This is a genomic window from Candidatus Nealsonbacteria bacterium (genome assembly GCA_026016225.1).
Lineage (GTDB): Bacteria > Patescibacteriota > Minisyncoccia > Minisyncoccales > JANBVM01 > Nealson33H.
This window is the reverse complement of record CP061210.1, coordinates 475,394-493,076: the sequence shown is the minus strand read 5'-3', so window position 1 is coordinate 493,076 and position 17,683 is coordinate 475,394. Positions and strand designations below refer to the sequence as shown.

The window sequence follows — 17,683 nt, the reverse complement described above, 5'->3', positions numbered from 1 at the left end:
TATGTCTTTAGTTCTATATCGAAAATATCGTCCCCAAACTTTCGCTGAATTTATTGGTCAAGAACACATTGCCAAAACCTTAACCAATGCAATTTCAAAGGGAATGATTTCCCATGCTTATTTATTTTCAGGACCTAAGGGAACGGGGAAGACAACTATGGCCCGGCTAATAGCTAAAGCTGTTAATTGTCAAAATAGAAAAGAAGGGGAATTTGAACCCTGTGATAAGTGTTCTTCATGTGTTGAAATTATGGGAGGAAGAGCAATAGATTTAATTGAAATTGATGCTGCTTCCCACAGGGGAATTGATGATATCAGAGAACTGAAAAATGGAATTAGATTTTCTCCAACAAAATCAAAATATAAAGTCTTTATTCTGGATGAAGCTCATCAACTTTCAAAAGATGCTGCTAACGCCCTTTTGAAAACTTTAGAGGAACCGCCAGCCCATGCTATTTTCGTTTTAGCTACAACAGAAATCCATAAAATGATTCCAACAATCATCTCCAGATGTCAGAGATTTGATTTTAGAAAGTTCACCTTGTCAGAAATTATAAAAAAGTTGACAATTATCATTAAAAAGGAAAATATTAAAATCGAAAAACCAGCCTTAGAATTAATAGCTCTAAATGCCGGAGGTTCAATCAGAGATGCAGAAAGCTTATTAGACCAGGTTTCTACTTTTTATAAAGATTCTGAAAAAGAGATAAAAGCTGAAGACATTAAAGATTTATTAGGCTTGGTAGAGATAGAGTTAGTCAGCAAATTCACTGATTTTCTCTCGGATAAAAAAACCTTTAAAACAATAGAATATTTAAATGAAATTAGTGGAAAGGGTTTAGATTTAGACGAGTTTGCTAAAACCCTGGTTGGTTATCTAAGAAAAGCATTAATTCTTAAGATAATGGGGGAGGGTGAAAATCCTGCTTCTTCGTATGGATATTTATCAGGTTTGACAAAAGAAGAAATTAGAACACTTAAGAGACAAACAGAGAAATTTAAACAAGAAGATTTGAGAAAAATTGTAGATATATTTTTGCAGGCCCAAAACAAAATGAAATACTCCTCAATTCCACAACTACCTTTAGAACTGGCAATAGTTGAAATTACTGAATCACTGGCTTAATCACTTATTAATGCGGGGTGGTGTAATGGTAGCACAGGTTCCTTTGAAGAACTCAATCTAGGTTCGAATCCTAGCCCCGCAGCATCGTTGAGCGCAGTTCGAGGACCGAGACGCTTATGGCGTTAGGGCGACCGAGAGGGGTTCGAATCCTAACGCCGGAGCAGGTTAGTGCTTGGTTTTTGCGACCGAGAGGACGTCAGCGGATGTAGATATAGTTTCGAGATTAACGAAAAATATATATAAATTTATGCCAGATAATGAAAAAAAAATAAAAAAAAGTTTGCCAGAATATTGGGCAGATTTTCTTTTAGAGGAGTTTTCTAAAGAAACAGATCGTGCGGCCATGATTTTAACCGCCTCTCTAATTGAGAACACACTAACTACTTTATTAAAAAATTATCTTGTTCAGGTAAGCACCAAGGATGATGAATTATTTGATGGTCCTACAGCTCCCCTGTCAAATTTCAATTCGAAAGTACAATTTGCACATCGTTTAGGTTTAATTAGTCAAAAACTTGCGCATGATCTTCATATAATAAGAAAAATAAGAAATGATTTTGCTCATAATGTATATGGCTCAAATCTAGAAAGTGGTGTTGTAAAAGACCTATTAACTACTTTAATTTACTCTTCCGATATTGTAAGAAATTTACAAGAGGCAAGAAGTATTTATCCAGAGGGAGCTAGAGGTGATTTTTTAACGATTGCAAGTATAATGCTTTTTTATCTAAATCAAGAAATTGAAAAAATATCAAAAAAACAAGTGAAGCCGATGCCCATAGAATGGATATATTCCTGGGTCTATAAGAAGAAAAAGCCGTCCGCCGCAACCCAGCCGCCGCAACCCACCAAAGACGAACCGACCGAGACGCGTTCTGAAACACCCCCAAAAAGCCCTTAATTTCCTCTTAAAATTTCTGTTCTGGACCGAGAATGCTAGCAGTTCGGCAAGCTCAATGCAAGCAGCCAAAATCTATATAAAAAAATTATCCTAGCGAAACCATAAGGCTTCGTTTTTTGTCAAAAGTCGTCAAAAATTGTCAAAAATCATTTGATAAAAAACAAAAATAAGTGTAAGGTAAATTAAGGAATAGATATGTCAAACAAATCTCTAACATCATTAAACGGGATAGATTTATCTTTTGCCAATGTGCAAGAATATAAAAGAACAAAACATGTCCATCGTTTACATCCTTATTTAGGTAAATTTATACCGCAACTCGTAGAGGCATTTTTAAAACATTACTTCAAAAAAGGAGATTGGATATTAGATCCCTTTTTGGGGTCAGGAACTGCTCTTATTGAATCTAACATCCTTGGTATGAATTCAGCAGGTATAGAGATTTCCCTTTTTAATTGTTTAATTTCTGAAATTAAAACAAAAAAATATAACATTCCAGAAGTAGAAGCTGAGATTAAGGATATTCTATCTAAAACAAAAGATTTTAGTAATTGGTATCGACATTCAAAACAACCTGCCTTGTTTAAAAAGGGATACAAAGAGTTTACGATAGATAATAATTATTTCAATACATGGTTCTCTAAAAGAGCATTGCAGGAGATTTTGTTTTATCGAGAACAAATTAAAAATTATAAAAACCAAGATATCCTAAAAATAATATTAAGTCGTTCGGCTCGGAGTGCTCGTCAAATACCTCATTATGATTTGGCAAGACCTAAAAAGCCAATAAAAAAGCCCTATTGGTGTATAAAACACAAGAGGACATGTCGGCCAGTTGATGAAGCTCTAAAATTCATAAATCGTTACAGTTTAGGTACTATAAGGCGTATTAAAGAATTTGATGAGTTAAGAACTAACGCTAAAATGAAAATTATTCAAGGAGACTCAAGGGAAATAAAACTAAATGAGCTTCCGGATTATAAGGGTGGTAAATTTGACGGCATTTTTACCTCTCCTCCCTATATTGGCTTAATCGATTATCACGACCAACACCGTTATGCTTATGAGCTTTTTGGGTTTGATAATAATTGTGTAAAAGAAATTGGCCCTGCATCAAAAGGCAAAAGTCAGGAAGCCAAAGAAGAGTATAAAAGGGATATTATTGAAGTTTTTAAAAATATTAATCAGTGGTTGAAACCAAAAGCAAAAATATTTGTCGTTGTTAATGACAGAGATAATCTCTATCCGGACATCGCTAAACTTTGTAATTACAGTATTGAAAAAATATATCACCGCCCTGTTCTTATGAGAACAGAGCGTGACAACATAAGGTTTAGCGAAAGCATTTATTATTTTATTAAAAATCACTAGATCCTATGCCATTATCAAGCAATCAAAAACAACAGATTAAAGGATTATTACAGCAAAAAATTGAGAGTAAGTTAAAAAGATATAGCCGAGAAACTACCTCAATGCCATTTCTTACTCGTCTTATTCAAGACAGCGAAAAAGTTGCTGCTTATTCCTTTATTCATTCTTTAGCTACGACGTTAGGAATGTCTATTTATGAAGACGTTTCAAAAATTATTGCTTCTGATTCTGCCAAAGAATGTTTTACTAAATATGATATTGGTGGCGTACTTTCAAAAGAGCAAAAGTCCATTATAGGTAATATAGTCCGCGAATTAAGGAATAAGGAAAGAAGGGTAAATAGTGAAAGAGAAATGAAAGAAGTTTTAAGTGCTTCTCCAAGAGATGGTAAGGCTCAGAAAGAAGGTAGAATAGCTGACCTTTATATACTTAAAGGGGGCGTAGAACATTATTTTGAAATTAAAACCGTAAAACCTAATATCGATGTTTTTACAAAATCAAAGACAAAATTATTAGAATGGATAGCACGGCGCAGAAAACCAGTAAAAGTTTTCCTATCTTTCCCCTATAATCCCTATCATCCAAAGCCATACGAAAGATTTACAGAACAAGGAGTTTTAGAAAGAGGAAAAGAATTTTTAATTGGTGAAGAATATTGGAATTTTCTCGGTGGCGAAGATACCTTCGAACAGCTTTTAACACTATTTGATTCAGTTGGTAAGGAATTTAAAGAGAAAATTCAACAGAAGATTAAACAAGTTGCTGAAGAAAAAATGGATGTTTAAATTTTTGATGGATAAATTAGTTTTTTCTTAATTTGATTTAAAAAGCCCATCGCTGGGCAATTTTTATTTCGGCTTGAAATTTCAAAGAAATGAGGTTATTTTAAAAGCAGAGAAACTGATTTTTAGAAATCATAAAATAGATGAAAAAGGAACTCAAACTACTAAACACAATAATGAAATTTAGGAACGAAATGAGAGCTACCAAATTCATTGGTGCATTAACTATCGAGCTTTTAAGAAAAGAGTTCATTAAAAAGGGACTCAATGTAAGTAATAGAGATGTTTTTATCAAAGGCATTCCTTATGAATTAGATTTGATAGTGCTAAAAGAAGGAGAAAAAGCTCAAGAAAATTTACTTTATAAACCTAAGCAAGTTATTGCAGTTTTGGAAATAAAATTCAGAGGGATTTATTCAAAAGAGGGAGTTGAAAATATAAAAAAGGTATTTGGCTCTATAAAAAGAGTCAATAAAGAAATAAAGTGTATTTACCTGACTGTTTCTGAAAACACCAACTACAAATACTATCCAGATGAACAAAAATTAGGAGACTTTTCTTTCTTATTATTAGAAAGAAAGACCAACCTTGAGAGGGCGATTGAAAGAGGAGAATTGCATATAACTGGAGACTGGGATAAATTAATTAAAGTTCTTATGAAAGAAAAAATTAAGAAAATTAAAATTTTGAAAATATGACAGAGCTAACAAAACTAATAAAAGAAGAAGCAAAAGAGAGGGGCGAAACTGTTAGAACATATCCGCTTGTGTACGGTGGCGCTTCTGTTGAATCCAAGATGTATATTTTCTTCAAAAATGGAACGATAACAAGATCAGCTATTTGGAATAGAATACATAGGAAATTAACATATTACGATTTTGAAGATACAATAAAACAAATTCAATGGTATCAAAAAATTTTAGATAGAATAAAAAATATTGACCTGAAGTAAGTTATAATGCAAACACCATGGAAAATAATTTTTGGCTATCGCCGTGAGGAGGGAGTAAATTGTCAGGGAGTTTATGAAGAGATTTTTAGAGCTGCTTTAGCATATAAATTCAAGAATCTTCCGCCTGGTAGTGTAATTCCTGTTGATGCCCAAATATTAACCGATTCTATTTTCAAATTAAATGCACAAGACCAACTTACAGTAGCCAGTAAACAAATAGACGGACAGAAGGTAAAAGAGTTATTTATTACAACAGTATTCCTCAGATATTTGGAAAGTAAGTTCCCTTCCGGTAGTTTAATTTTTGTTGTTTTGCCAAAAAAAGAATCCTCGTGCGATACTGCGGTGATGATTGTTGAACCCGGAGTAAAGATTGATAAATTGGACGATAAACAGCTCAGATTGCCTGCGGAACATTTACCTTATCTTTTCCAAGTTAAAGAGTATGTTGATTATGAAAATTTAGTAGGTGATTCCTTATCTCCCTTCCGACCCATAGATGTTGAAAAACTTCAAATGATAGTAAAAAATTACGAAGAGATTGTTTTGGTTTATCAAAGGGACTTTTTGAATTACAAAAGCGAAGATTTAGACGAGTTCTTTAAGGTAAACGCTAATTGCTATTTTATTTCTCCTGTTTTTGATCTTCAATATATCCCTGAGGGCTCAAGCGTGAAAAAATATGAGCCCGTGCCATTAGATAAAGATAAACACAATTATATTGTTACCTCCCCAGATAACAAGTTCGCTATAGCTATCTTTAAACATCCAGGATTCTTAGTTGAAGAAAAATATATTCTTTAGCCTATTTACTGTTTCATTTGTCTCATTTTAGCTTAAAATACCCTGACCGAGACGCGTTATTCAAAGGCTCCAAAAACTGCTGAATTTCCCCTTAAAACAAAGGTTCTAGACCGAGTATGGGAGCTCGCATTTTCCACCTTATCAGTTAGGTGGTTTTTTGGTTGACCAATTATTTTTTAGATGTTAATATTATTTACATAAGATAGTTGCCTAATGAAAATTTAGTTGAGTTTTTTCAGGAAACTAAACTTTAGGATAAAACCTTAAAATATTAATTAATTTATATCACAATCATGGAAGGAACAATTAAAAACCTTACAGATAAAGGATTTGGATTTATTACCGTTGATGGTGAAGAGAAAGATTTATTCTTTCACAGCAACGAACTTAAGGGCGTAACCTACGAAGAGTTAAAAGTAGGTGATAGAGTGTCTTTCGAAAAAGCTGATTCTCCAAAGGGCCCTAACGCAACAAACGTAACCCGCCTTTAAGAATTAATTCAGTAAATCAAATAAATGAAATCAAGCCCATTCTTGGGCTTTTTTTTCATAATCAGTTAGGTGGTTTTTTGATAAAATATAGTAAGGGTTTTAATTGATAACTAAACAATTAGTTTATGATGCGTAAAAGATGGGTATTTGGATTTCTGGGATTTTTTGGAATAAAAGGAATAATAGGAATTATAAATGGAGATTATTTAGAAGCTCTTTGGATTCTTTGGTTGGTATGGTTTTTTGTTTCATACCCAAGAAAAAGTCATAAAACAGGTTCTAACATCGTCTATTGCGGGGAGCACTTCGGCAAGCTCAGTGCAAGTTTTTAAAGCCCGAGCATTTAGCTCGGGTTTTTGATATAATAAGTCAATATGGATTTAACTCAACTTGAAAACCTTCTTAATAAGGAACATCCCTATCGTCTAAAACAAGCCAAAAAAGCCTTATTTGTTGATTTGATTGAAGACTGGAGAGAAGCGAATATTTTGCCTTTGTTGTTGCGAGAGAATCTGAACAAAATATGTCCCATTAAAATTAATGCTCAAACTCTTTTTTCTAAAGACAAAAAGACTGCAAAAACTCTCATTATATTAAAAGATGGACTAAAGATTGAGTCTGTTTTAATGAAACATAAAGATGGTCGGAATACTGTTTGTATTTCTTCACAGGTGGGTTGTGCCTTGAGTTGTTCATTTTGCGCTACCGGACAAACTGGTTTCAAAAGAAACCTTGAAATTTCTGAGATTGTGGAACAAGTTCTATTTTTTGCCCGTCACCTAAAGAAAAAAGGAGAAAAAGTTACCAATATTGTTTTTATGGGAATGGGAGAACCTTTTCTGAATTATGAGAATGTTATTAGCGCTATAAGGGTTTTAAATGACAAAGAAGGGTTTAATTTGGGAGCCAGACATATTTCTATCTCAACCGTTGGGATTTTAGAAGGCATTAAGAAATTAGCTGAAGAAAAACTTCAGGTAAATTTAGCTATCTCTCTTCATGCTCCTGATGATGATTTGCGTTCAAAAATAATGCCAATAAATAAAAAATATCCTATTGCTGATGTGCTTGAGGTAGTTGATGATTATATTGGAAAAACCAAACGTAAAGTTATGTTTGAATATCTGATGATGAAAGACTTAAATGATTCTGACGTCTACGCCCAAAAATTAAGCAAGTTAATGAAAAAACCTCTTTATTTTGTAAACCTAATTTCCTACAATCCAACAGGAGTTTTTAAACCATCCTCATCTTGGCGTATGAAAAAGTTCAAAGAAATTTTGGAAAAAGGGGGTGTTCAGGTTACCCAGCGTTATCGTTTTGGTCAAGATATTAAAGCTGCTTGTGGTCAGTTAGCATCTTAAGCAAATTTATAAGGTAATTTTTAAGGACAAATATATAAGAACAGATTCTAAAATTGTGGCACCAGGGGGGGCTGAGTTAAAATTTTTGGGTCTATTCTGGATTTGTTCTTAGTTTAGTTTGACAAAATAAGTGTTATATATAAAATAACTTTTCTTTTTACATATGAAACATTGTGGGTAGGAAGGCCTGTCTCGCTTCGCTCGACGAGGTGGATGGTTTTTTGGTAGAATAGAAATATGAAAAAAATTAAAAGAATTCTATTTGGTAAGCAACCTAAACAATCATTAAAGCCACTTTGGGGAGAACCGTTAGCTAATCTTATTAGGAAGATTACTGGTAGAAACTTACCAACTTTTGTATTAATGGGCTTACCAGAGGCTACGGTAATAACAGTAGTAGATGGTTATTTTTGTTATAAATCGAATATGCAATATCTTGCTGATAAAGATATTTTTCAGCGTATTTCAAAAGCAAGAATGTATGATTCTAAAACAGAAGGAGAAATTTTAAAAGCAAATCCCAAAGATCTATTAGGGTTTATTGAATTTATTTTAAAAATAGAAGAACAAACAGGATATTTATCTTCAGAAAGTATAAATAATTTAATCTCTAAATATCGCAAAATTAGAGGAGTTTAATAATCTATGAAAGAAAAAATTAAGGAAAATAAAAGAGGGAGACGAAAAAATAAAAAGACAAAACTGAGATATATTTATAAAGCAAAACCTGAAGTCTTAAATAGAGCTTTTAAAGCGCTTTCTGATGATTTAAGAAAGAATCTCGGAAGATATAAGAAAACGATAAAGAAAAATAAAGACCTTATTAAGATTCCGCTGTTGGCAGGAATTGTAGTCTCTATTTTAGTAACTACAGGAATTGCTTATGGAGCGATTGAATATAATAAAATTTCTAAATTGGTAAAAGAGGCCGAACGGTTAACAACGGAAGAAAAATATAATGAGGCGAGCGAAAAATTAAATCTCGCTCAGATTAGTTGGTTTGTTAAAAATTTAGGTATTAAAAAGCAAGAAATTACTAATAAACAAGAAGAGACCGAGAAGCTAATCAAAGATTTATCAAAATATAATCAAGGATTAGATGAGTTCGGTAAGGGTAATTATCAAGAAGCCGTAGATTTATTGTCAGAGCTTCCTGAACAGTCTTTTTATTATCAAAAAGCTCAAACTAAAATAGAAGAGGCAAAAAGGAAAATAGTTGAAGGAGAGCTTACTGGAGAAAAAATAGCCAGAGAGGAAGCTGAACAAAAAGCAAAGGAAGAAGCTGTCAAAAGAGCCAAAGAAGAAGCTAAAAGAGCTCAAGAAGAATTAGAGAGGAAAATCGCCGAACAGAAATTGTCAGAAAAAGAAGCTGAAGAAAAAAGAATGAATGCCGATAATGATGGCGACGGCTTAACTTACGCTCAAGAATTAGTTGCTGGGACATCAGATTTAAACCCCGATTCCGATAGCGATGGGATTATCGACAGCCTAGATTCTCATCCAGCTGGGGGAGGGAGGTTAATAGCTCAGCATTTTGAATGGGACTATGGCGGTGAATCTTGGAAATGGGATTATTCTTTCCCATCGGATTGGTATGATTATTATAAAAATAAAAAACGTGAATCGCATGGAGCAACTTATGTTACCTACGATGATAAATATATTAAACAAATAGCAGAAATGCTTAAAAAAACTGCTGATGATAATGGCTACACAAAATCTGATTTTGCCATATCGTTTATCCAATCACTAGGGTATGTTGGCGATGATGTTATAGGTTATAACGACTATCCTAAATATCCATTGGAAACAATTGCAGAACAAAATGGAGATTGCGAAGATACTAGTTATTTAGCTGCAGCAGTTATTATTGCCATGCCTATTGATGTTGTCTTAGTTGAATTACCAGGCCACATGGCCGTAGCGGTACCATTTTCTAACAACCCTAGCGGCTATTATTATCCATTAAGTAATGGTAGAAATTACTACTACTTTGAAACAACTGGCGAAGAGTTTAGTATTGGAGATTTACCACCCGAATATCGTAATGTCTCTGCCTCAATAGTTAAAATTCCTTCCAATGAATCAATTACTGTGTACCCGCGATATATAAAACCCTGCTACGCTTCACCAGACTTTCCTGGTTATTATTATGACGGTAGTAATTATTATTCAGACAACCAATGTCGAAATTTAACCACCTGTCTTCGTTATCCAGATAACCCTGATTTCTATTGGGATGTTAATAGAGAAGAATTTTACTGGAATAGTAATTGCACTCAAAAAGTAGTAAAGGGATGTTCTAAATCAACAAATTATCCAGGATACTTTTATAACGGTGTTGATTATTATTCTGATTCTTGGTGCATCCAGAGGGCAATCTTCTGTAGGCCCTCTCCCAATTATTCCGATACTTACTATGATGGGTATAACGAGTACTGGGATAGTAATTGCACCCAAAGAGTAGTGTCCTGGTGTCCTAAGTCTATTTATTACCCAGGATATTTTTTCAATTCCATTGATAGCGAAATTTATATTGATTCTCAATGCACTCAAAAAGCGGATTTGTAATAAGAGAAATAACTATTTGTCAAAAATCAAAATTTTGTGAACTAAAAATCGTGTCAACTCTGATTTTTTAATAATATTAAAATCATGTCGAACCTTTTTATACTCTCTCATTTGTCTTATTTTGTGTTAAAATCAATAAAGAATGATCCACATTGATTATACGAAACTAATAAGAACATTTTGGATAACTTTTATAAAGCCATTTTGGTGGTTTTGGGTTCTCATATTTGGTGTTCCCATAGTTATTTCCATAGCCGAGTCATATATTAGGGGGAGCTAAGCTGTGAGACTTTCGAGAGACCGAGAGGGGTTCGATTCGTAGTAATAGAAAGTTAGTTTATACTCCATACTAAGAAGTCGATTTCTAGCTAGGAATAAGAGTTCCGCCCAGTTTGACATTTCTTAAATATTCATAGATAATAAGAATAATAAGAAATATGAAAAAAGATTTATTTTATAGTCAGAAAGAAGTTATTGAACGCTACCATGGGGGTAGAGTAAAGTTTGTTTTTGAGGGTGATAGTGCTGGCTCTGCTTATATTTTTGGAACCCACAAAAAGGAAGATTGCTTTTTGCCCTCAGAAGAGAAAAATGCGATGGTCTTGGGGTTTGCCTCTGGAATATTCTGTTCTTGTAGTTTTACAGAACTTTCAAGCGATGCTTTTTGGGAGGACCATTTTACGGTAGATTATCCTGAATCATCGGCCTGGCGTTCTTCATATCCTTCTCGTCTTGATAATCTTGCTACCTCCTATGGCATAGAAGGTCAGCATTTTTCACTTTTTGAGTACCCCCAAAATTTTATCCGAGTGAGTGATAACACTAATCTAACGAAAGCTCTTCGGAACGAAGGATACTATGTTATTTCTAGCCAGCAATATGAAATGCTGACGATGGACTGCAACAGTGTGGATTCTTCTTCTTCAGAATACGTAAACATTAGAAGTAAGTGGTGTGGCAAAAATAACCAGGTAGGGTTCACCGCTTTCGACACAACTTGGAACAATAGGGTCTTAACCTTATACCAACCTCTCCTTAAATTTATCTTTCAAAACGATCTTTAAGTATGTCCTTAGCAATTAACACTACAACTCCAGAAGGAATCATTTTAGCTGCTGATAGTCGGCAGTCCTATCGTAACAGGAAAGGAATGGCACGGATTGGAAGCGATAATGCTTCTAAGCTTTTTCAGTTGAATAAAAGAATTGGTGTAGCAGTAACCGGTCTAGCTTTTTTACCAGAGGATGGAATAATGAAAAATATTAGTAAATTTATCGAGCAATTTAAGCGAGAAATAGATATAGAAAAATTAGATGTTAAGGAGGCAGCTGAAAAATTACATTATTTATTTAATAAGAAATATAACTGGCAGGAACAATTAGATAAATTACCAGAAAAGATTAAAAATGACCTTCAGAAACAGGGTTGCGAAGTTATAGAGATTAAAAAAGAGCAATACGCTGTTAAGTTCCGTTTTAAAGATGCTAAAGGTAATTTGAAAAATGGCGTAGGTGGGGTCGATGTGATAAATTTCATTATAGCAGGTTATAACAAAGATGGTTCACATGAGGTTTATACGTGCTATATTCCTGGCGAGATCCAAAAGAAAAGAGATGGTAAAGAAAAAGGCAAAGAATACGGGGCTTCTTGGATTGGACAGATTGATGTAGTTTCAAGGATTGTTTTGGGCTGGGACGGTCGGATTAGGAACATAAAGTTTGTTAATGAAGCGGCTGATAAATATGGGCAGGAAGAAGTACATAAGCAACTCAGAAATTTAGAATACGTTATTCAGTGGGGAACAATGACCCTTCAAGATGCAATTGACTTTTGTGTTTTGATGATTCAAACCACTTCTGCTATTCAGCGCTTCTCTGATGGTATTGCAGCTGACCCAGGGGGTATACCTGGAGTTGGAGGTCTTGTTGATGTTGCCGTAATCACTCCAGACAAAGGTTTTGTTTGGATAAATAAAAAGAAATTAAAAGTCGGAGAAGTAGAAGTAGATTTAGATAAAGAACCAAAATTAGAACAAGAAAAATAGCACCTCTTTATTTATGAACTCTCTGGACAGACTTAAAGAGGGGAGTTTTTTATGTATAATTCGGTATAACAACAAACCTTTCTGTAGTCATAAAACAGGTTCTAATGTCGTCCATGACCCACAGCCAACTTCAATCGTTTTCTCAAGAGGGCGGTTTTTTGGTAGAAAGTCCATTTCGGGCTTGACTTTTCAATAAATGAGCTTTAGTGTGAAAGCGAAAAGGAGGAGCAAAGGTCGAGAAATAAAAATTAAATCGGCCATATAAAAAATGAAAAAACTTATTATTGCAATTATAACCACAGTCACTCTTTCAAGTAGTATGATTTTAACATTACCTGGACTTGCTTTAAGTAACAGTACAATTACCTCTTCAGACGAAGGTGAATTTGTTTTTGGAACTATAAATCTAAAAGCCATCTATATTGATGAGAATAAAGATTGGGATCCTGTTTCTTGGGCGGTTAGAGAAGGTACTTGTGCTGCTGGCACTAATACTGTTTTAGGAAATGTCGATGGTTACAATGACCCATATTTATGGGATGGAAGCTTATTCAGTGCAACTGCCGATGTATCCACCTGGACTTCTGGAAAGTATTGCTTTATATTAAATCCTCGAGAAGATGCAGGTGCTATAGATGTTCGCCTTACACGCTGGTTCTGGATTATCAATGATGATTATATAAGTGGTGGAGGGCATTTACTAGAAGAGGTTGAAGGTAAACGTAAGGACTAGCTAGATATTAGCTTTGGAGGAGCTGTTGCTAATGTAGGTAGTTATGGATTAATTGGTGAGTGGCAAGTTAATTTCCACAATGTTAATACAGAAGAATTTAATAAGTCCAAATTTCATATGACCAATATAACGGACTTGAATTTCTTTACGGGCACAACTTGCTCTGCCATGAACTTTACTGCAATGGGAGAATTGAATCATGAGCCTGGCTATAAGATGATTTTCAGGGCTGGAGATTCCGGCGAACCAAGAATTTATGATACGGCACGGGTACAGATTTTTAACCCTCAAGGAGGTGCAATATACGATACTCATGATGGTGACTTTACAGATGAAAGTGATTGTGTAGGAACTGCAAGGACAGGATTGGACAACGGAAATATAAAGATAGAATTTTAATCCAGTCTTAAATAAAAGACAGCCTATCGGGATTTTCTCGGTGGGTTGTTTTTTTTGAGCTATATTTTAAAATAGTGAGTAGCAGGGTGGGGTAAGATCAAAGATCAGCCAAAACTGGCATCTCAAAAACCTCTTTATTATTCATAAAATAGGTTTGAACATCGTCCAGCCCCCGGAGCTCTGTTTAGCCCGAGATTATTTATCGGGTTTTTGTTATAATATAAGATGATAAATTTAAAAACAATAAAACTATGCAGATACAAGAGATGCAAAAAAAAGTAGATGATTGGATAAAGAAGAACACTCGCACTCAGACCTATTGGAAGCCGTTAAGCATGATGGCGAGACTAACCGAAGAGGTTGGAGAATTAGCAAGGGAAATAAATCATAGATACGGAGAGAAGACTAAGAAGGCAAATGAAAAAGAAAAAGAAATTAGTTCCGAAATAGCTGATATTCTCTATATTTTGGTGTGTATGGCTAATTCAATGGAAATAGACTTGGAAGATGCTTTTAATAAGGTATTGGAAAAGTATGAGAAGAGAGATAAGAATAGATGGAAATAGTGGTTGCAAGCGGTTTTTTGGTAGAATAAAGAAACATGAAAACAAAAACTTTAATCATTTTAATAATTTTGATTGGTTTAGGTATAGGAGGATTTTTTGTCTATAAAAATATTTTTGTTGCTGATACGGAAAAAACAAAGGAAGAAAAAGCAGAGGAAGAAGTTTATATTTATAAAGGAGCTTGGATGCCCACGTTATTGCTTCAGGATCCGAATTACCTGGCTTCCAATATACAGAAGCTGAAAGATCTTGGGATCAATACGATTTTCATTGCGGCCCTTTCTCCTCTTGCCGAGCCTGATTTTGAAAGAATTAGAGAAGTTTTTTCTCCTGAGCTGCTTGAAAAGCTTAAAGAGATCCTTCCTGTTGAAAAAGAGCTTATAATTAATAACATCCAAACTGTTCACAGAAATGGTTTGAAGGTTGCATTAACTGTAGGGGATCCTCCTGTGCCAGAAAACGTAGATTTAGAAGCTCTTAATTCCAGAATCATTGAGGTGGCTAAACTGGCAGAAGAGTATGATGTTGAACTTTTTACTCCTTTAAATGAACCGGAGAAGATTTTTAAGAAAAATATTGGAGTGTGGAGACAGGAGATTCTCCTAAAGATAAAAGAGGTTTACAATGGCGAGGTTGCTTGGAATGGGGCTATGCCTGGCTTTCCTGATAAAGAATCGATATCCAAAACACCTGAACAGCCCCCGGGCGATTTCGCAGGATATGATTATATAGGGTTTGGCAGTATGTTAATGTCTGAGCAGACGTTAGAAGAGTATTCAGAAAGTGTTGAAGGAGCTTTAGATTTCATGCTCGCCAAAGCAGAGAGGGATGGCTGCAAGGGTGTCATAATTACTGAATTTGGAGTGTTGATGGGCGGACCTTGGAATGAAGAAGAGATTGCCAGAGCCTATGAAATAGTGCTTGAAAAGGGAAAGGACAAGGTTGTTGGATTTTTTGCTTTTAGATTTTATTTTCTCGAAGTAGATCTTCCAGGATTTTTTATTGAACAGAACCCAAAAACAAAAGAAGTGATCAAAAGATGGTTCACAGAAATTTTAGACTAAAATTTTCCTTATTTAAAACAGCTCCGACCGAGGGGCATTGTGGGACACCTTCAAAAAGCCCTTAGTTTCCCCTTAAAAACTATGTTCGAGACCGACTAAGGGGGCTTTTAAAACCCGGGTTCTGCCAGCTGGCGGATTGTCTCGGATTTTAAGGTTTAGAAATAAAAAAAATAGGTGCTATTGCACCAAATTATCGAATAAATTAATCTTCCTTTGTTTTCTATATTTTATCCTAATATTATTTCATCAAAATCTTTACCAATAGAATCTTTTCCTAATAATGATAATTTATATCCAAATCTTGTTTGGTCAACTAAACAAAGTCTTATCATATCTACAAGAACTTCCTGAATCTGGTCGCTATAATCTGCTAAAGATCTATATACAAAATCTATTAACTTAAACTTTTTCTCCTCCTTTCCCTTCATCTTTTTAATGAATCCCATAATTTCCGTTCCACTAGCTTCCCCGTATTTTCCTAAAAAGTCTAAAATGATAGGATATAAAAGCCTTCTAATCTTATTAAACCCTGGAGTATATATTTCCAATTTTTATCACAAGTTATCTTTTATTAATAATTTAATTTTCTACCTTACTTTTAACCTATCTCTTAATTTCTGTCAAGGCTCTAATTGGACAAGCTTACAAACCAAGTTCTCTTAATTCCGAAGGAATTACAGCGTAGCGGTTTGTATATTGTACCATCCCCGGATCCACTAGCTCCCGAGAGTTTTTCTCTCGCGTTTTGTGATAAAATAAAGTATATGAAATCAAAAATTATAGGTCTCCAAAGAGGTAAAGTTAAATTATCCACTTACAAACCAGAATGGAAAAAATTATATAAAAAAGAAGAAAAACTACTTCTTTCTACGATTGGAAAATATGTTTTAGATATTCAACATGTTGGTGCTACTTCAATTCCTGGAGTTAAAGCTAAACCCATAATTGATATAGCTATTGGCGTAAAATCTCTAAAAGTTGGAGAAGAATGTATTAAGCTTCTTAAAAAATTAGGATATGAATATAAAGGAGATGCGGGCATAAGAGGAAGACATTTCTTTGCAAAGGGAAGCGAGGTTAATAGAACTCATTATGTCCATATAGAGAAGTTAAGCGGAGAACTTTGGAAAAATCATATACTTTTTAGAGATTATCTTCGTAAAAACAAAAAGATTGCTAAAAAATATACGGAGTTAAAAAAGAAATTAGCACAGAAATATAAATATGACCGTGATACATATACGACCCGCAAATCAGCTTTTATTCAAAAGATATTAAAAAAGCTGAAGTAGAATAATTTGTATTCATCGAACAAATTCTAAAATCGTCCAAGACCCGCAGATGCTAAGATCAAGCTCAGAGTGAACTTGATTTTTTAATAATTATTTAATAATATGACTTATTAAAAAGAAAAAGCTCTTTAAAAGTCGGAAGTGATGAAAAAGAAATGAATAATGTTAAAGTAAGAAAGATTAGAAAAAATGCTCGTATACCGGAAAGGGCCACGTATAATGCAGTAGGTTTCGATGCTTATGCTTCAATAGTGTTAAATAAAATTACCAAAGAGATAACTGGAAAACTCCCAATAACAATAAAACCTGGAGAAAGCGCTTTAATTGGAATAGGGGTCCAATTTGCAATACCTTGGACATATGAAGCTCAAGTGCGGCCCCGTAGTGGTTTGGCATGCAAATATGATATTGAATTATCTAATTCTCCTGGGACCATTGATCCAGATTTCAGGGGAGAGGCAGGGGTTCTCTTAAGGAACCGGGGTAAGAAACCTTTTATAGTAGAAGAAAGTATGAGAGTTGCTCAGCTAATTTTCTCTGAAGTTAAAATTCCTGTATTAGAAGAATCTGAAGATCTTCCAGAAACCCTTAGGGGGGCAGGAGGTTTTGGTTCTACCGGTCTATTTGAAATTAAAGAGGGAACTACAGAGTATCAAAAACAGATTAAAGAAAAAGATAAGTTTTATATGACGATTGTTCAATTAGTAGCTGAACATTCTCCTGAAGGAGCAGGTTGTTTAATAGTTAAAAATTCTAACATAATTTCCATGGGGAATAAAGGCATAATTTGTGCTGAAATGCAAGCTTTGAGTAATTTAGTAGCTACTGGTGGCACCTCTTCAAGAGGCGCTGATATGTATCTTAATGCTGCACCGTGTGATATTTGTTCAAAATTGATTGTCCAAAGTGGAATAGAAAATGTAATTTTATTAGAAGAAGTCTCTACTACTGATGGAATAAGTGTGTTAAAAGAAGCGGGAATTAGTGTTCGTTATGTAAATTTATAATCATTAAACATGCAAGCCTTGGTAATACAACAAGGCTATTTTTTTTATTCAAACCATCATAAAACAGGTTCTAACATCGTCCAAGGCCCCCAGTGAGTAAAATCAAGCTCGTTCTGAACTTGATTTTTTTATAGATTTTGATAAACTTGGTATAGCTCCAATTTTAAAAAGTATAAAAAATAAAATGTGATGTTAGGTTGTTAAGTAAAAAGTTTG

General features: G+C 34.2%; 21 protein-coding genes and 1 tRNA gene. 21 read left to right on the top strand and 1 reads right to left on the bottom strand.

Annotated elements, in window-relative coordinates; genetic code table 11:
- Window position 1 precedes the first annotated feature (1 nt).
- The 19 genes from dnaX to IB617_02540 all read left to right on the top strand — a co-directional run bounded on the left by dnaX (window position 2) and on the right by IB617_02540 (window position 15,168).
- A complete protein-coding gene (gene dnaX / locus IB617_02630; protein UZE93031.1) occupies window positions 2–1,126 on the top strand; it encodes a DNA polymerase III subunit gamma/tau in 1,125 nt (374 codons plus the stop codon).
- 11 nt (window positions 1,127–1,137) lie between these two features.
- Window positions 1,138–1,208: transfer RNA gene (locus IB617_02625), tRNA-Gln, on the top strand.
- A 165-nt stretch (window positions 1,209–1,373) separates the two neighbouring features.
- Window positions 1,374–2,027: a hypothetical protein gene (locus IB617_02620; protein UZE93030.1), complete on the top strand. Its 654-nt coding sequence runs from the start codon at window positions 1,374–1,376 to the stop codon at window positions 2,025–2,027.
- A gap of 195 nt (window positions 2,028–2,222) precedes the next feature.
- Complete coding sequence (locus IB617_02615; GenBank protein ID UZE93029.1) at window positions 2,223–3,398, top strand: hypothetical protein; 1,176 nt, start codon at window positions 2,223–2,225, stop codon at window positions 3,396–3,398.
- 5 nt (window positions 3,399–3,403) lie between these two features.
- Entirely contained in the window at window positions 3,404–4,183 is a 780-nt protein-coding gene (locus tag IB617_02610; GenBank protein ID UZE93028.1) for a TdeIII family type II restriction endonuclease, read from the top strand.
- 140 nt (window positions 4,184–4,323) lie between these two features.
- Entirely contained in the window at window positions 4,324–4,878 is a 555-nt protein-coding gene (locus IB617_02605; GenBank protein UZE93027.1) for a hypothetical protein, read from the top strand.
- Window positions 4,875–5,132, top strand: coding sequence for a hypothetical protein (locus IB617_02600; GenBank protein UZE93026.1), 258 nt, complete (start codon window positions 4,875–4,877; stop codon window positions 5,130–5,132). The genes IB617_02605 and IB617_02600 overlap by 4 nt, the downstream gene beginning before the upstream one ends.
- A 6-nt stretch (window positions 5,133–5,138) precedes the next feature.
- A complete protein-coding gene (locus IB617_02595) occupies window positions 5,139–5,936 on the top strand; it encodes a hypothetical protein (protein ID UZE93025.1) in 798 nt (265 codons plus the stop codon).
- Between the two features lie 293 nt (window positions 5,937–6,229).
- Window positions 6,230–6,427, top strand: coding sequence for a cold shock domain-containing protein (locus IB617_02590; protein ID UZE93024.1), 198 nt, complete (start codon window positions 6,230–6,232; stop codon window positions 6,425–6,427).
- 125 nt (window positions 6,428–6,552) lie between these two features.
- Window positions 6,553–6,759 (top strand): hypothetical protein, encoded by a 207-nt coding sequence (locus IB617_02585; GenBank protein UZE93023.1) that lies wholly within the window; start codon window positions 6,553–6,555, stop codon window positions 6,757–6,759.
- Window positions 6,760–6,801: 42 nt separating this feature from the next.
- The gene (gene rlmN / locus IB617_02580) at window positions 6,802–7,791 is read left to right on the top strand and encodes a 23S rRNA (adenine(2503)-C(2))-methyltransferase RlmN (protein UZE93022.1); all 990 of its coding nucleotides are present in this window, start codon (window positions 6,802–6,804) and stop codon (window positions 7,789–7,791) included.
- 237 nt (window positions 7,792–8,028) lie between these two features.
- Window positions 8,029–8,430: a hypothetical protein gene (locus IB617_02575; GenBank protein UZE93021.1), complete on the top strand. Its 402-nt coding sequence runs from the start codon at window positions 8,029–8,031 to the stop codon at window positions 8,428–8,430.
- Between the two features lie 6 nt (window positions 8,431–8,436).
- Window positions 8,437–10,362 carry a hypothetical protein gene (locus tag IB617_02570; protein UZE93020.1) on the top strand — a complete coding sequence of 642 codons (1,926 nt, stop codon included), beginning with the start codon at window positions 8,437–8,439 and terminating at the stop codon, window positions 10,360–10,362.
- Window positions 10,363–10,799: 437 nt separating this feature from the next.
- Window positions 10,800–11,426, top strand: coding sequence for a hypothetical protein (locus IB617_02565; protein ID UZE93019.1), 627 nt, complete (start codon window positions 10,800–10,802; stop codon window positions 11,424–11,426).
- A 2-nt stretch (window positions 11,427–11,428) separates the two neighbouring features.
- Window positions 11,429–12,406, top strand: coding sequence for a hypothetical protein (locus IB617_02560; protein UZE93018.1), 978 nt, complete (start codon window positions 11,429–11,431; stop codon window positions 12,404–12,406).
- Window positions 12,407–12,674: 268 nt separating this feature from the next.
- The gene (locus IB617_02555) at window positions 12,675–13,139 is read left to right on the top strand and encodes a hypothetical protein (protein UZE93017.1); all 465 of its coding nucleotides are present in this window, start codon (window positions 12,675–12,677) and stop codon (window positions 13,137–13,139) included.
- A gap of 168 nt (window positions 13,140–13,307) precedes the next feature.
- On the top strand, window positions 13,308–13,538 hold the full coding sequence (locus IB617_02550) for a hypothetical protein (GenBank protein ID UZE93016.1): 231 nt from the start codon (window positions 13,308–13,310) through the stop codon (window positions 13,536–13,538).
- Window positions 13,539–13,789: 251 nt separating this feature from the next.
- On the top strand, window positions 13,790–14,104 hold the full coding sequence (locus tag IB617_02545; protein ID UZE93015.1) for a nucleotide pyrophosphohydrolase: 315 nt from the start codon (window positions 13,790–13,792) through the stop codon (window positions 14,102–14,104).
- Between the two features lie 35 nt (window positions 14,105–14,139).
- Window positions 14,140–15,168, top strand: a complete 1,029-nt coding sequence (locus IB617_02540) for a hypothetical protein (protein UZE93014.1) — start codon at window positions 14,140–14,142, stop codon at window positions 15,166–15,168.
- Between the two features lie 227 nt (window positions 15,169–15,395).
- Here IB617_02540 and IB617_02535 read toward each other — a convergent pair whose 3' ends face one another.
- Entirely contained in the window at window positions 15,396–15,716 is a 321-nt protein-coding gene (locus IB617_02535; GenBank protein UZE93013.1) for a hypothetical protein, read from the bottom strand.
- Window positions 15,717–15,944: 228 nt separating this feature from the next.
- Here IB617_02535 and IB617_02530 point away from each other — a divergent pair, with 228 nt between their 5' ends.
- Window positions 15,945–16,460 carry a GrpB family protein gene (locus IB617_02530; protein ID UZE93535.1) on the top strand — a complete coding sequence of 172 codons (516 nt, stop codon included), beginning with the start codon at window positions 15,945–15,947 and terminating at the stop codon, window positions 16,458–16,460.
- A 155-nt stretch (window positions 16,461–16,615) separates the two neighbouring features.
- Window positions 16,616–17,467 (top strand): dUTP diphosphatase, encoded by an 852-nt coding sequence (dut, locus tag IB617_02525; GenBank protein ID UZE93012.1) that lies wholly within the window; start codon window positions 16,616–16,618, stop codon window positions 17,465–17,467.
- Window positions 17,468–17,683 lie beyond the last annotated feature (216 nt).